Raw genomic sequence first — 13,639 nt, 5'->3', positions numbered from 1 at the left:
AAGCTTCTCGCGGGCATCACCGCCTAGGCCGCGCAGCAGAAAGGCTCGAGATCGTCACAGCTGATCGGCCAGTCGAGACCGATGCCGCAGAGGCCTTTCAGCCTGAAATCGTTAGTATGGAACGGCGGCATCTGCCCGAACCCGCAGTTGGTTCCGCCTTTCAGGCCGATCGTGTAATTCCACGGTCTGCCGGAGTAGGTGTCCTCGTCTCGGATATTGCTGTTTACGCCGCGTTCGAGCTGACAATCATGCGTGTTGTGGCGCCCCCATTCGAGGACGGGAACGCGAGCTTTCCTCCGTCTGACGAGTTGCTGCAGGAAAAACGCTGAATCGAAGCCAGCGCCGATCACGACGATATCATAGTGCTCGTCGCCGACCTGTTTGCCTCGGATATCGAGTACCATTGTTTATGGCCTCTGCAGCCACTGATACCTGCACCTGACGCCGATGCGATCGGTTTCCTGCAGGTCAGCGAGACAAATTCAATGTTGCATCGCACTCTTAGGCACTGCAACATAATATTTGCCACTACTTTGGGTAGTTATGCAACATTTTTTTGAGCCTCCAATACCCTGGCTCGACACCGGGCATGGTGACGAGGGCTGGGCGATCGCTGTTGCTGTTATTATACTAAATTGCGACAGATCGGCGATTTAACGCGGGCATTTATCGACAATTGGTGCAATTGCGCGCGCGCATTGAGCCAGGCGGCATCTTGAACTTTCGTCGTTGCCTGTGCGTTTAGGTTGTAGTAGCGTCCTGTTGCAGTGCAGCAATATCCCGACCGCAATGTGCGGCCGCGTGAGGGCTCATCCCGTCACCGGAAAGGTGAGCACCGAAACCGAATAGGTGAGGCGAAAATTCCGGAAGACGGGAGAAGCATGGTATGAGCATCGGAGCGGGCAGCGCCCGGCGTTGGCCGTCAGTCGGCATCGAGCGTTCACCCGTTGAGCGTTATGTCCTTGCAGCCTTTCTTTTTTTCCCGTTCCTGTGCGGGCTCGTTCCGATCCTGTTGTACGAGAACGCGGCATCCCGCGTGGCGTGGCACGATCCTGCCCTCGCCACGGTAAGCGCCATCGGGTTGGCTCTACTTTGCTGCCTTTTTGCATTCGTGCGCTATCCCGCCGAGGCGCGGGCTGCGCGAATTATCGTCGTTGGCCTGGCGATAACGCTGGGTCTCTTCAGCTTCGGGCTTGGAGACGAACTCGGCATTGCCGACGCAGCTCGTGCCGACGCGTTGGGCAATGTACTCATCTATTCTCGCCTGATCGCGCTAGCGGCGGCCGTTTTTTCGATCCTGCGGCCATCCTTTGCCATTTTCCCGATGGTCTATTTCGCCTTTCACAAGGATGTCACACGGGCAGTTTCCGGTGCAGCGGAACTGGGCCGCAACGACTATGCGCCCTTGATTGAGGTCGGTCTCTTCCTGGCCTGTGGCCTGTTGGCCCTTGGCCTGCTGCAGAGTTTGAGCCGGCTGAAGCTCTTCACCAGGAACCTGCCCAGCCTTAACGAACTCGGAACCAGGGAGTTCGCGGCCCAAGCTGCCGGCATATTGCTGCTTGCCGGGATCGGCGCCCATTTTGGCAACTACTTCATGTCCGGGATGGCCAAGGTCACGCTTGACGGAGGGCCGATGAGCTGGGTCCTGGAGAACCCGACCAGTTCTATAATGCTGGCCGGGTACGGGTTAGGCGCGGCCCCGTTGGGCTTTTCCGAATCCTTGCTCGCTCATGCTTATGAAGCAGTCAGGGCGGTCCAGATTCCGATGAATGTCGTTATCCTTGCTGCGCAGCTTCTATGCTTTCTCGCGTTTTTGCGCCGGCGATGGCTCATCGGCCTGACCGCGTTCTTCGATCTCATGCATATCGGGATCTTCCTTCTGAGCGGCGCTCTTTTTCTGCACTGGATCATCTTGAACAGTCTGATCGTCGCGGCCCTGACGAGAATGAAGGAAAATTCGTTTTCAACAATTGCCGTCGTAACCGGGATTGTTGTCACGATATTCGGCCACGCGGTCTTTTATAACGCGCGGCTCGGCTGGTACGATTCAAGGCAAATCCGGCAAGCACATTTCGAGGCGCTGACGAAGGAAGGTGACTGGGTGCGGGTCGCACCGAGCTTTTTCCGCGACGCCTCCTATCTGCTCTATGGCCGTCACTTCGGCTATCAGGAATATCGTCGTGAATCCGGCCACGTTCCGACCTCAGCTTGGGGCCAGATCGGGATCAGGCAGGTGCAGCCAAAGTCGTCGGACGTTGCCTCGTCCAACTATGAGGTCATGAAGCTTACCAAAGAGTGTGCCTATCCAGTCGAACTGCCAATCACGCCGCCTGACTACGATGCGACCCGCCCGGCGCCGTTTATTCTTGGGCAGCACAATCGCGCCGCGAACTTGGCGAACTCGACTGTTGCGGTCAGTTACAACTTCTATCCACACCATCATTATTCCATGCCGTTCCTGCACCGCGCTTTTGAGGCGCTGGAGCCTCGCGACATCGTGGCGTATCGATACCTGGTCGAAACCGTCTGCCTGGATGTCGCAGACGGCAAGGTTATGCGGCGGCTCATGACCCAGACACTGGGGCCCAGAATCGATGTCCGCCAGTGAATCCGGAGAGGGCGTCGCGATCGTTTATGACGGCGAATGCCCGTTCTGCAGCCAGTACGTCAAGATGGTCAGGCTTCGTCAGGCCTTCGGACATGTTCGACTGATCGATGCCCGGTCCAGTGATCCAAAGGCTCTGGAGGCGCGCGACCGTTTTGATCTCGACGACGGCATGGCCGAGATGCGTGCAACCTTGCCGTTTGAATCGGTCGGCGGCGACGAGCACAGAGCCAACAGCGGACGTTTAGTGCGCGAGTTCCGACTATAAGGCAGCACCCAGTTTCCACTCTCGCAATCCTTGCTCCTGACGCTGGTCCAAGATCGCAACGGAAGTTCAATTTCTTTCCCTGTACAGCCCGTCATAATAATAAGGGTGGGCGGCGGCATTACCAGCATGTCTCGAGGAGGAGATAAAAATGCGGCTCGATAGGTGTTTTAATTTTGCAGGTAAGGTTTCATCGGCGCTTTCTGCCGCAGCAGGAAGGAAACGGCGTCTGCGTCAGACTATCCTGATATGTGCGGCTGTGGCGGCCGGTTCAGCGATCGCAGGTTTTTCGGCACAAGGCACCGAAACGGGAGCCTGGATCACCACTTGGGCTGCCACACCGGCTCCGCGCTGGTCGGATGATCTTCCTGCGCCTTTCGGAGTGCCGGAGGTATTGGAGAATCAGACCGTCCGCCAAGTTGCCCGCATCAGCGTTGGCGGCAATAGCGTCCGGGTCGTCCTATCGAATGCTTTCGGCGACAAGCCGCTGACTATCGGCGCCGGCAGCGTGGGAATAGCAGGCAAGGACGGCGACGTCGATCAGGCGACGCTGAAGCCCATCACCTGGGGCGGCAAGAGTTCTGTGGTCGTTCCGCCGGGAGCCCCGATCCTCAGCGACCCCGTCGCCCTCCCGGCAGAAGCGCTTTCCGAAATCTCGGTCAGCATCTTCCTGCCGAAGAAGACGGCGCTCTCGTCGGTGCATTGGGACGGTGTGCAAACCGCCTACATCTCCGGCCCGGGCAATTTCACAAACGACGCAGCGTTCAAGGCTGACAGCACGCTCAAATCGCGCCTTTTTCTGAGCGATATATGGGTTGACGCCGCACCGGAATCGCAGGCGATCGTGTTTTTCGGGGATTCCATCACGGATGGAAATTGCTCGACTCCCGACGCCAACAATCGCTGGCCAGACCATATCGCCAGGCGATTGCAGGAGGCCAACCGCAAGGTCGCGGTGGTTAACGAAGCTTTTTCGGGCAATCGGGTGTTGACCGACGGTATGGGTGTCAATGCTCTGGCACGTTTCGATTCTGATATCCTGAGCCATCCCAAAGTCTCGACCGTCGTCGTAATGATGGGCATCAACGATATCGGCTGGCCCGGCGAAAATGCAATTACGCCGGACGATAAGCAACCGACCGCCGAAGAGATTATCACCGGATACAAACAGCTCATCGACCGCGCGCATGCCCATGGCGTACGCATTGTCGGCGCGACGTTGACTCCTTTCGCCGACACCTTCAAAGGGCTTCCTACCGAGGGTTACTACACACCCGAGAAGGAAAAGATACGCGTCGCTGTGTACGAATGGATCCGCACCGGCGGTGGCTTCGATGGCGTGATCGACTTCGACAAGGTGATGGAAGACCCGGCCAAGCCTGGATACCTGCGCGACGGCTACGACTGCGGCGATAACCTCCATCCCAACGACGCTGGATACAAGGCGATGGCGGACGCGGTCGATCTCGACGTCCTTTTGGGTCCAGCCAAATAGGTCGCTGCTGACCTTGCCGCCCTGCTTAGGCATTGCGGCAAGGTCGGTTCGAGCATGCCTCAAGTGAGCCCGAGCCGGACAAGATGGCGTACGACCGGTGAGAACATTTCCTGACCGATGTAAGCTCCGGTGTTCGTATTTTCGAAGAGTGGGCTGGCGACGGCCGCATCCTCGACCACGGGAATACCTGCCTGGCGTGCTTGAGCCATCATCTCGTCGGCCGCTCGGCCCTGGCCCTTGCCGACGACCGTCGGCACCGGCGTTTCACCCTTGACGTAACGCAACGCCACTGCGCGGTCGCCAGCCACGAAGACGATGACCGCGTTTTTCACGCCCAGCTTCGCAGGTTGCATCACAGTCTCACGCCGCTGTCGCTGCTGTTCATGCCGAATCAACGGGTCGCCTTCGAGGTCCTTGTGTTCGCGCTTGTATTCAGTTGTCGTCATGCGCATGTCGCGCAGGAACAGCCAGCGCTGAAGGGGAACATCGATCACGCCGATGACGACAAAGGCCAGGGCGGCGGCAATTCCAAGTGGTGTCAGCACCGCCTTGATGATCGGCTCCAGGCATGACGGAGCGCATCCTGGAGCATCGAAGAGCGGCTGCAGCCACGCGATCAAAATGAATGCGAAGAGGCTGGCCAGCAATACCACCTTGGCCAGGCCTTTGGTGAACTCGATGACGTTGCGCAGCGACAGGATCTTCTGAAGGCCCTTGGCCGGGTTTATGTGATCGAATTGCGGCTTGAGCGGCTCAAACGAGAAGACCGGCCCGAACGTCCCCAGCATGCCGAAGGCCACGGCGAGAACGACAACGATTCCGACGAGCGGCAAAGTGGCAAGCATCAGCAATGACAACGAATGGCGGATGGCCCGCTGGCTGAATTCGCCGAACGAATCGCCGGGGGCGGTCACGGTCTGCACGAGTTCCGAAAGGTGCTCGACGAGCGTTGGCCAGGCAAAATAAAGATAGCCAAGCGCTGCGAAAAGCGTGAAGCCGGAGCTCAGGTCGTGGCTTTGCGAAACCTGGCCTTTCCGGCGAGCGTCGCGAAGCTTCTTGTCGGACGCCGGTAGTTTCTTTTCCTCAGCTTCTTCGGCCATGTTGCAATTTTATCGCACTGTTGTGGTTCCAGTCGGCCAAGGCCGTGTGTAAGGTGCGGCGGGCTTGAATACGGAGAGGTGGATATGCGGCTGAACGTCGTGTTCTTGCCCGTCGTCGCCATGCTGGCGGCGGCCGGTTGTCAGACGACCAAAACCGACACCGAGCAGGCAAAGGCACAGGGCCAGTCGGAGCGTCTGATCAAGCTTGCGGACGATATAGATGCGCAGGGAGACAGTGGCACCGCAATCGCGCTCTACCAGCGCGCGGCAGCGATGCCAGACGCCAAGCCGAGCGCCTTCGTCAAGGCGGGCGAGGCCTATATGCGAGCCGGCTATCCCGCCGAGGCGGCCAGAGCCTATCAGGCCGCGCTCGCAAAAGCGCCCAATGACGGAGGGGCAATGCTCGGGCTTGGCTCGGCGATGATGGAAACGGGCGATATCGATGCCGGCATGCGCGCGCTCGCGCAGGCCGCGCCGCTGGTCAATACCAGCAGCGCCTACAATCGGTTGGGCGTGGCGCAGACATTCGCCGGTCAGACGGCGGAGGCGCAGACCACTTTTGCTCAGGCGTTGAAACTTGCGCCGGGGGATCTCGACGTCGAGAGCAACATGGCGTTGGCCGCAGCGCTCGAAGGCAATTCCACCACAGCACTCCCGCTGGTCCAGAAGATCTCCGCCGCACCCAATGCGCAGTTGCATCACAAGCGCAACGTCGTGGTGGTCTACGGACTTCTTGGCCAGGCCGATCAGGTCAGGGCCTCGCCGCCGATCGGCCTGGCGACCAAGGAGGTGAATACCTTGCTTGCGCGTGCCAGAACCATCCGGTCGAAGGGCAGCACACAGGCCAGGGCGAAAGCGCTCGGCTCTATCCTCGGCTAGCGCAGCGAACCGGAACGCGCGAAGCCGATTTGGGTCGAGCCCGACGCCAAAACAACCGGATAAAGTAGTGCACCGCGGGCAAGGCCGCATCGGCTCACTCGACCGGGAGCGTTGTTTGCGGCGTCAGCGGCCCGCTATTGGCTCCACCCATGGGAGCCTCTTCGCCATTGAGGTAGCGCCGGGCGGCATTTGCAGTCGGTGCGGCCGCCGCCGCCCCCATGCGCCGGCCCTCGACGAGGTCACGCTGGCTTTCGGCCATGCGTTGAAGGTTGTAGGCGTTGGCGCAACCGGACGGCAGGTGGGAGCCGACGCCGGAGACGATCGTCAGATCGGTCGCAGCGGCAGAACGGTCGTCATCGGCCGGTTCGTTCAGACATGCATTGGGAGCAAGCACGGAGCCGCCGACGCCCTTCTCGGAACCGCCGGTGTCGGTCGAAACATAGCTGTAGCCGGGAGAATAGTCCTGCGGCTGTTGCGGGTTCGCGCAGCCGACCAGAAGCAGCGCTGGAAGAACAGAGCACAAAGCGATGCGAAATGTCATGTTCCGTTCCCCACTACTTGATGATCAGGCCCATCGCCGATGCGTCATTGGCGCGCTTCCTGTGCCGCTTGGCTGCCGGACGATCGAGCGGCGTGGCGAGACTGTCGCGCACCGGCTCGACCAGATAGGGCGTGATCAGGATCACCAGTTCCGTCTCTTCGCGCTGGAAACGCTGTGACTGGAAAAGCGGGCCAAGGACCGGCACATCGCCGAGAACCGGAAACTTTTCCAGATTACGCGACGTCCGCTGCTGGAAAAGACCGGCGATCGCAAAGGTCTGGCCGCTCGCCACTTCGACCGTGGTGTCGGCCCTGCGCACGACGAAACTCGGCATGGCGAAGCCATTGGCGCTTACTGAGCCTGCTTCCGACAAGGAACTGACTTCCGGCTGAACATGGAGCGCAATACGATTGCGGCCGATCAGCGTAGGGGTGAACCCGAGGGAAACGCCGAAGGGCTTGTATTGAACGGTAACGACGTCAGTTCCTTGCGGAATCGGAACCGGAATTTCGCCGCCGGCAAGAAAGCTTGCGGTCTGACCGGTCATCGCCGTCAGGTTCGGTTCGGCCAGTATCTTGACGATGCCGTTGCGTTGCAGCGCTTCGATGAGAATGTCGAAGTTGATGCCATGCGTCTGGTCCATGTTCAAACCGAAATTACCGGTGCCGGAGGGCACACCATTGTCCTGGAACATGTTGAATTCGAAGCCGCCGCTCCTGTACCCGACAGACCAATCGACCCCGTACGACTGCAGCTCAGTGCGTGAGACTTCGGCGAAGCGGACCCGGATGTTGACCTGCTGCGATCCCTGCACGGTCATGTCGTTCAGCGGCGGCTGATCCGGCGCCGAGAACGTGCGGGCGATGTTGTCGACATCCGTTGCCTCTTCGACGCCTCGTGCCTCGCCGGTCGCAACAATGCGGGTTCCGAAAATCGAGAGATTTGTCGCCGAGTTCGGCTGCATTGCGTCTTTCGCTTCGTTGGCAGGCGTGACATCGGGGGTGACGCGGAACTGGGCCGTTGCCTCGACCCGCTCATCGGCTGTGATTGCAATGAGGTTGGTCAGGCCGGGCTTTAGGCCGAAGACATAGACCATTCCCGGCGACACGACCTGAAGGTCTGCGATCGTGGTGTCCGCGATCAGGACGGATTCGACGGGTTCATTGAAGCGCAGCAGGCGTCCTTGCCCGACCGGCAGGTCGACCGTTGGCTTGCTCGGCAATGGCGACATGTCCTGTGCCATCGTGTCGGCAAGTGTGAACAAAAGCGCCAGCAAGACGCCAACCGTCGCGATAGCGAGCCAGCGCATCCGCCCGGCGAAACTGGCGGATCGAACGCCTGCTGCGGTATCGTGGATTGTCATGCCGTTCCCCTCTTGAGCATGTAGTTCCCCCAACTGTCCCTATCCGTCCGGCCGGCGTCATGAGGCTGCCTCTTGTCCGGCTTTCGCCGCAGCCGATGGCAGCGACTGCGAGGCATTGCGTGCCATGCTCGAGCGCCCGGCTATCGTGGCCAATGGCTGGACGTTGAATTCCTGTGCGAGTTCCTGGAAGGACAGAACCGGGAGTTCAATGGCATTGTGCGTGAGCAGGCTTCGCATGTGACGGCGTACATCCATCGCCGCAAGGACGATCGGTGAGACATCGGTGGCGTGCTGCGACAAGGCGCGTTCGATTTCGGTGACCAAAGCCTGCGCAGCGTTATCCGAAAGGTTCAGGAACGTGCCGGTCGATGTGCTTTGCACCGCGTTTCGCAGGATATCCTCGGCCGAGCGCTGCAGAACATAGGCTGCGATGATGTTGCTGCGGCCAGCGAAGCGGAAGCTGATCTGGCGTTTCAAGGACGTGCGGATGCATTCCGTAAGCAGGACGACGTCCTGTTCGCGTTGACCCCATTCGATCAGCGCTTCGAGGATCAGGCGCAGGTTGCGGATCGGCACGTTTTCGCCGACGAGTCGCCGAAGCACCTCAGCGATTTTCTGCAGCGGCACGATCTCCTGCGCCTGTCGGACCAGATCCGCATAGTCCGGCTCCATGTCCGATAGCAGCCTGCGGGTCTCCTGGATCCCGACGAAATGGCCGGCATAGAGCCGAAGTGCATTTCCGGTCCATTTGGCCGCTGTTTGCGCCGGTGTGGAGAAGACGAAGCCGGCTTCCTTCAACGCCGAAATGTGGCGATCGTCGACCCACATGAATTTGCGCTGACCGGCAATCGGAGAACCCTTTTCGTAAGTCACGTCGAGCAGATCGAGATGGGTCGGGTCCGCTTCGACAACAACACGGTCGGCCGGGATTTCGGCATCCAGGATGGGTGCCCCCTCCAGATCGATGCGCATGCTTCTTGCTGAAAGCTTCTCGTCGACCTGCAGGCCGATAGCGGGAACGTCGACACCGAGATCGCCGAAAAGCTCGCAGCGCACGCCGTCGGCGAGCGTGGCGAACTCGGGTTCCGGGATTGAGCGTCCGAGTTCGGTTCCGAAGCGTACGACGATGCGGTACGAAGAAGGCAGTGTTCCGATGGGGTTTGCTGAAAGCGCCGGATTTCCCGGTTGTTCGGCCATGCCTGCCTGGCCGATGTCCTTGAGCTCGGACTCTCGGGCGGTGCGGCGATTGATTGCATAGGCGCCCGCGCCGAAGCAGGCGCCAAGGATCAGGAATACAATGGACGGAAACCCCGGCACTATGGCAAGGCCGACCATGATCACTGCCGCGAGCGCGAGAGCGCGGGAGTCCCGCAGCAACTGGCTGGTTATTTGCCTGCCAAGGTCGCTCGTGCCGTCGGCGCTGCCGACGCGCGTCACCATCGTGCCGGCGGCCACGGCGACGAGCAGCGCCGGTATCTGCGCGACCAGCCCGTCACCCACGGTGAGCAGCGAGTAGGTCGCGGCGGCGTCTCCCAGCGACATATCGTGCTGCAGCGTTCCGATCGCGAAACCACCAATCAGGTTGACCAGAATGATGACAATGCCGGCTATGACGTCGCCCTTGACGAATTTCATGGCGCCGTCCATCGCGCCGAACAGCTGGCTCTCGCGCTCAAGCTGCTGGCGCAGACGGCGTGCCTCCGCCTGATCGATGTCTCCGTTGCGCAACTCCGCATCGATGCTCATCTGCTTGCCCGGCAGCGCATCGAGCGTGAAGCGCGCGGCAACCTCGGCAACGCGTTCCGCACCCCGCGCAACCACGATGAACTGCGCGACGGTGATGATCAGGAAGACGACGAGGCCCACCGCAATACTGCCGCCGACGACGAAAGTACCGAAGGTGGAAACGATCTCGCCTGCGTCGGCCTGAAGCAGGATCAGTCGCGTGGTCGTGATCGTGATCGCCAGCCGGAACAGGGTAGCGATGAGGATGACCGATGGCAGCGACGAGAACTGGAGCGGATGAGAAACGTAAAACGAAGCCAGCAGGATAAGCACGCTGACGGCGATATTGGCAGTGATGAGAATGTCGACGAGGAAGGTCGGCAAGGGGATGAGCATCATCACCACTGCGACGAGCATCAGGACGGCAATGACCAGATCGCTGCGGCGGGACAGCTTGGCAAGGAAGTGCAGAAGTCGCTCCGACACCGTCATTCGGCGGCTCGATGCGATAGGAAGCTTCGCAAGGCATTGTGCGCCTCGGCCCTGCGGCCGGCCACAAGCAACGCGCGGCTCTTCAGCAGCGCTAGCGTCGGGTGGTCCATTCCCTCCAGCGTCTCCAGCCTGGCAATTGTTGCAAGCGCTTTGTCCGCTTCGCCATCGAGTATGAGCAGATGCGCCAGTGTCCGCAGGACGCCGGCATTTCCCGGCGACAGCTGTGCGGCGATAAGCAGGTATGCCGCGCCCCGCTTTGCCTGCCCGTGACAGCCGTAGAGATAGCCCAGGACATGCAGCAGATGCACTGTGTCACGCGGATCGGTCAGGTTTCGATTCCTTCCTGTATCCGGGCAAGCAGATCGCGATGACGCTCGATTTCATCCTCCATCAGCGTTCTGGCAAGTGTCTTGAGTTGCTCGCCACCCTCAAGACCGGGAACCAGATGCGTTACAAAATGCTGGAGAATAGGTACGGAGCGACGCAGGATGGCTGGCTCGGGAATACCCGGCATGACGAAATTGATGAGTGCCTCGTCGAGCGATTCGCTATTTGTGCCTCGAGAGGGCTGGAATTCGGCGTTTTGTGGCTTTTCCGTACCAGCGGCCGATGTCGTCCCCTGAGCACGGCTTGCGGCTTTGTCGACGCCATTCATCCGCCGCCGGTTGATCGCCTGACCGCGCACACCTTCCGCCTGCCGCACCTCGCGGCCGGCCGTGTCCATTCTTGCCGTATCGAATCGCGGCCCTTCAAGCCGGCGGTTCACGGATATTTCAGCGCGACCGTAGCGCCGCCCTTCGTCAGGAGAAGTTCCGTCTCGCCAATGTGCTTGATGGTCCAGCCGTCATTCGTGAATGCACCTTCATGATAGCGTGCTCCGTCGGCGGCGATGACGTAGGGCCGCTCGCCATACCAGATCGCCTGCAGCCTCAGGCGCGGAGCCTGCTCGGCGTTGCCGATCATAACATTGGAGACGAGGGGAATGTGCGCGCCGAACGTCTGGTCGAACCAGGATTGCGTTTCGGTCCAGGCACCATCCTTGTCATTGGGGATCATACCCGAGACCACGAGCCGTCCAGGTGATCGCTGAACAGCCAATGTGCTGATGCCAGATTGATCGAGGCGCAGCCTGAGTTGGCTTTCCGCTTCGGCGGCACTGGGTATTTGCGTTGGCGATGAATCGTTCAGGACACTTTGCCCGGCCTCGCCAGCAAAGGCCACTCTGATCGGTTCACGGTCTTGAGCGAATATGTTTTTGCCAATGTCGGGCTTGGCGAGAGAGAACCCATTCGCAGCGACGGAGACAGCGAACACGGCAAAGAGAACGCTGCCTGCAACCAGGAGGGGGCGATCAGAAACGGACCAGCGATTCGGCGGGCGTTCTGGGTTGATCAGCCGGATATGGGCATCGCCGATACCTATCGTGAGCGGCAGCTTGCAGCGGCTGCCCTGGCCCTCATGGATGATCTCGCCCGTGGCGAGTGTGACGTCGCCGCCGACGGCTTCGATTTCAATTTGGCTGCCCTTGCGCCGCAACCTTGCGTGGACCGGCGCGATGCCGGCATCCCTGAGGACAATGTCGGACTCCGTGCTGGAGCCGACAGTATACAGAGGCTCGACCAGACTAAGTTGGGCGCCCGCGTGAAATCCATGAGTGACGCTGAGCGCAATGGAATGTCCGGATCCCGGGGCGTGGGCGATAATCGAACGGAGCCGGCGCGCGGGCGCTGCATCCCAATATTTGCCGATAGAATTAGCGGTCATGCCACTTCATCTCCCGCCGATGACAACTCAGACGCAGCCTGACAGCGGCGTCGAAACATTCCTGCCGTGCAAAGTACGCCGCCGGTTGCTTGCGGCGGCGCAGGGTTCGAGAATCCCCTTAGGCCTTTTCAGCCGACTGGCCGAGCGTCCTTGCGGTGCTCATCAGCATGTCATGTTGGGATTTTGCGATCTCTTTTGTGATCTCGAGGCTGAACATGCGTTCCTGATGCTTGATCATCTTGTCCAGGTTCTGTTCCGGCGACCCGGCAGAGCCGGATGTAACGGGAGGGGTAGGCGCCATGATTGTCTCCTTGAGGGACCATTCAAGTTACAAACCCCGGAATCACGACGATGCGATCCGGCAGGTTGCGAAAGCAGCTTAAGGCAGCATGATCGAAAATGAAAGTCCACTTGGAATATATGGACCACTTCAGTTCCAACTGTTGCATTGCCGCCATTCGGGGAGTAATCTGCCATCGGGGTGAATGGGGTATTTTAGAATGGAACAAGGTCCTTTGGCGGAGCTGTTGGTCGAACGCTTCGAGAATATGCCGCCGCAGTTGCGGGTCGCCGCGCGTTTCGTGCTGGATCATCCTAAGGATGTCGCGCTGATGTCGATGCGCGAGCAGGCGCACCAGGCCGGCGTTTCGCACAGCACGATGATGCGCTTGGCGCGATGGCTTGGCCTTGAAGGCTACGAGGATATGCGCAGCCTTTATGCGCGCGCGCTGCGTGAGACAGGCGCCGGTGAGCCGGCGCGACAGGGTATGGGGCAGGACGACGGCGATCCGGGATATTCGACTGCAGGGGTCGTCGCCGACACGCTCGCGGCGCAGATTTCAAGTCTGGGTGAGTACGGCAATGCCTCGCAATTCGCCGCCGCCGCCGAGCTCCTTGCACGATCACGCAATCTGTTCGGTCTCGGCTCGCGATCCGGTTATCCGGTTGCGAACCACTTCGTTCACATCATGTCGTTTCTGGCTGGCGGTGACCGCAAGGTGACGCTTGTCGGCGAGATGGGCGGACATGGTCTGGATGCCTTGCAGGGTGCGGGACGGGACGACGTCCTCCTTGCTGTGGGCATGTCGCCTTATGAACGCACGACGATCGACGTGGCGCGCCAGTCGGCCAGGCAGGGTGTCGGCGTGGTGGCAATCACCGATAGCAGCGTGTCGCCGCTGGCCCGGATCGCGCGGGAGACCATCATCGTTACGGCAAATTCGCAGTCATTCTTCCGCAGCATGGCGCCGGCGTTCGCCGCCGTCGAGATTCTGGCGGCACTGACGGCCGCGCAGTCTGAAGTGAATGCTGCAGAACGAGTAAGACAGTCGGACGAGCAACTCGCTGCTTTCGGCATTTATTGGAAGCCGCCCCGGTAGGCACAGGGCTTCCACTGTCGGGCGCGGGGCA

Annotated in this window: 14 protein-coding genes; 5 read left to right on the top strand and 9 right to left on the bottom strand. The window is 60.3% G+C overall.

Annotated elements, in window-relative coordinates:
* Positions 1–23: 23 nt before the first annotated feature.
* Complete coding sequence (locus AC0L3L_RS20875) at positions 24–404, bottom strand: hypothetical protein (protein ID WP_473484940.1); 381 nt, start codon at positions 402–404, stop codon at positions 24–26.
* A gap of 482 nt (positions 405–886) precedes the next feature.
* Here AC0L3L_RS20875 and AC0L3L_RS20870 point away from each other — a divergent pair, with 482 nt between their 5' ends.
* The 3 genes from AC0L3L_RS20870 (at position 887) to AC0L3L_RS20860 (ending at position 4,365) form a co-directional block, all read left to right on the top strand.
* Positions 887–2,608 (top strand): hypothetical protein, encoded by a 1,722-nt coding sequence (locus AC0L3L_RS20870; protein ID WP_473638964.1) that lies wholly within the window; start codon positions 887–889, stop codon positions 2,606–2,608.
* The gene (locus AC0L3L_RS20865) at positions 2,595–2,873 is read left to right on the top strand and encodes a DCC1-like thiol-disulfide oxidoreductase family protein (protein WP_473484944.1); all 279 of its coding nucleotides are present in this window, start codon (positions 2,595–2,597) and stop codon (positions 2,871–2,873) included. The genes AC0L3L_RS20870 and AC0L3L_RS20865 overlap by 14 nt, the downstream gene beginning before the upstream one ends.
* A gap of 148 nt (positions 2,874–3,021) precedes the next feature.
* Complete coding sequence (locus AC0L3L_RS20860; RefSeq protein WP_473638963.1) at positions 3,022–4,365, top strand: SGNH/GDSL hydrolase family protein; 1,344 nt, start codon at positions 3,022–3,024, stop codon at positions 4,363–4,365.
* 59 nt (positions 4,366–4,424) lie between these two features.
* Here the strand turns inward: AC0L3L_RS20860 and AC0L3L_RS20855 are convergent, their stop codons facing one another.
* Positions 4,425–5,465: an EscU/YscU/HrcU family type III secretion system export apparatus switch protein gene (locus tag AC0L3L_RS20855; protein ID WP_473638962.1), complete on the bottom strand. Its 1,041-nt coding sequence runs from the start codon at positions 5,463–5,465 to the stop codon at positions 4,425–4,427.
* 84 nt (positions 5,466–5,549) lie between these two features.
* Between AC0L3L_RS20855 and AC0L3L_RS20850 the strand changes: the two genes are divergently transcribed.
* Entirely contained in the window at positions 5,550–6,344 is a 795-nt protein-coding gene (locus AC0L3L_RS20850; protein ID WP_473638961.1) for a tetratricopeptide repeat protein, read from the top strand.
* A 94-nt stretch (positions 6,345–6,438) separates the two neighbouring features.
* Here AC0L3L_RS20850 and AC0L3L_RS20845 read toward each other — a convergent pair whose 3' ends face one another.
* The 7 genes from AC0L3L_RS20845 to AC0L3L_RS20815 form a co-directional block, all read right to left on the bottom strand.
* On the bottom strand, positions 6,439–6,885 hold the full coding sequence (locus tag AC0L3L_RS20845) for a hypothetical protein (protein ID WP_473526311.1): 447 nt from the start codon (positions 6,883–6,885) through the stop codon (positions 6,439–6,441).
* 13 nt (positions 6,886–6,898) lie between these two features.
* Positions 6,899–8,248 (bottom strand): type II and III secretion system protein family protein, encoded by a 1,350-nt coding sequence (locus tag AC0L3L_RS20840; protein ID WP_473638960.1) that lies wholly within the window; start codon positions 8,246–8,248, stop codon positions 6,899–6,901.
* Between the two features lie 57 nt (positions 8,249–8,305).
* On the bottom strand, positions 8,306–10,465 hold the full coding sequence (sctV, locus tag AC0L3L_RS20835; protein ID WP_473638959.1) for a type III secretion system export apparatus subunit SctV: 2,160 nt from the start codon (positions 10,463–10,465) through the stop codon (positions 8,306–8,308).
* Positions 10,462–10,773 (bottom strand): tetratricopeptide repeat protein, encoded by a 312-nt coding sequence (locus tag AC0L3L_RS20830; RefSeq protein WP_244602868.1) that lies wholly within the window; start codon positions 10,771–10,773, stop codon positions 10,462–10,464. The genes sctV and AC0L3L_RS20830 overlap by 4 nt, the downstream gene beginning before the upstream one ends.
* Before the next feature lie 17 nt (positions 10,774–10,790).
* Positions 10,791–11,189, bottom strand: coding sequence for a hypothetical protein (locus AC0L3L_RS20825; protein WP_473638958.1), 399 nt, complete (start codon positions 11,187–11,189; stop codon positions 10,791–10,793).
* Between the two features lie 38 nt (positions 11,190–11,227).
* Positions 11,228–12,229, bottom strand: a complete 1,002-nt coding sequence (locus AC0L3L_RS20820) for a SctD/MshK family protein (protein WP_473638957.1) — start codon at positions 12,227–12,229, stop codon at positions 11,228–11,230.
* A 118-nt stretch (positions 12,230–12,347) separates the two neighbouring features.
* Positions 12,348–12,530: a hypothetical protein gene (locus AC0L3L_RS20815; RefSeq protein WP_095491776.1), complete on the bottom strand. Its 183-nt coding sequence runs from the start codon at positions 12,528–12,530 to the stop codon at positions 12,348–12,350.
* Between the two features lie 214 nt (positions 12,531–12,744).
* On the opposite strand from AC0L3L_RS20815, the gene AC0L3L_RS20810 reads away from it, so the two are divergent.
* Complete coding sequence (locus tag AC0L3L_RS20810) at positions 12,745–13,608, top strand: MurR/RpiR family transcriptional regulator (RefSeq protein WP_473638956.1); 864 nt, start codon at positions 12,745–12,747, stop codon at positions 13,606–13,608.
* Positions 13,609–13,639: the final 31 nt, after the last annotated feature.

The sequence above is a fragment of the Mesorhizobium sp. WSM4849 genome (genome assembly GCF_055811385.1).
This window is presented reverse-complemented; position numbering and strand designations above follow the sequence as displayed.

Coding starts and splice junctions, on each gene's coding strand:
- AC0L3L_RS20855 (WP_473638962.1), bottom strand. CDS start 5,465: ATGGCCGAAGAAGCTGAGGAAAAGAAACTACCGGCGTCCGACAAGAAG.
- AC0L3L_RS20850 (WP_473638961.1), top strand. CDS start 5,550: ATGCGGCTGAACGTCGTGTTCTTGCCCGTCGTCGCCATGCTGGCGGCG.
- AC0L3L_RS20820 (WP_473638957.1), bottom strand. CDS start 12,229: ATGACCGCTAATTCTATCGGCAAATATTGGGATGCAGCGCCCGCGCGC.
- AC0L3L_RS20875 (WP_473484940.1), bottom strand. CDS start 404: ATGGTACTCGATATCCGAGGCAAACAGGTCGGCGACGAGCACTATGAT.
- AC0L3L_RS20825 (WP_473638958.1), bottom strand. CDS start 11,189: ATGGACACGGCCGGCCGCGAGGTGCGGCAGGCGGAAGGTGTGCGCGGT.
- AC0L3L_RS20815 (WP_095491776.1), bottom strand. CDS start 12,530: ATGGCGCCTACCCCTCCCGTTACATCCGGCTCTGCCGGGTCGCCGGAA.
- AC0L3L_RS20860 (WP_473638963.1), top strand. CDS start 3,022: ATGCGGCTCGATAGGTGTTTTAATTTTGCAGGTAAGGTTTCATCGGCG.
- sctV (WP_473638959.1), bottom strand. CDS start 10,465: ATGACGGTGTCGGAGCGACTTCTGCACTTCCTTGCCAAGCTGTCCCGC.
- AC0L3L_RS20865 (WP_473484944.1), top strand. CDS start 2,595: ATGTCCGCCAGTGAATCCGGAGAGGGCGTCGCGATCGTTTATGACGGC.
- AC0L3L_RS20845 (WP_473526311.1), bottom strand. CDS start 6,885: ATGACATTTCGCATCGCTTTGTGCTCTGTTCTTCCAGCGCTGCTTCTG.
- AC0L3L_RS20870 (WP_473638964.1), top strand. CDS start 887: ATGAGCATCGGAGCGGGCAGCGCCCGGCGTTGGCCGTCAGTCGGCATC.
- AC0L3L_RS20840 (WP_473638960.1), bottom strand. CDS start 8,248: ATGACAATCCACGATACCGCAGCAGGCGTTCGATCCGCCAGTTTCGCC.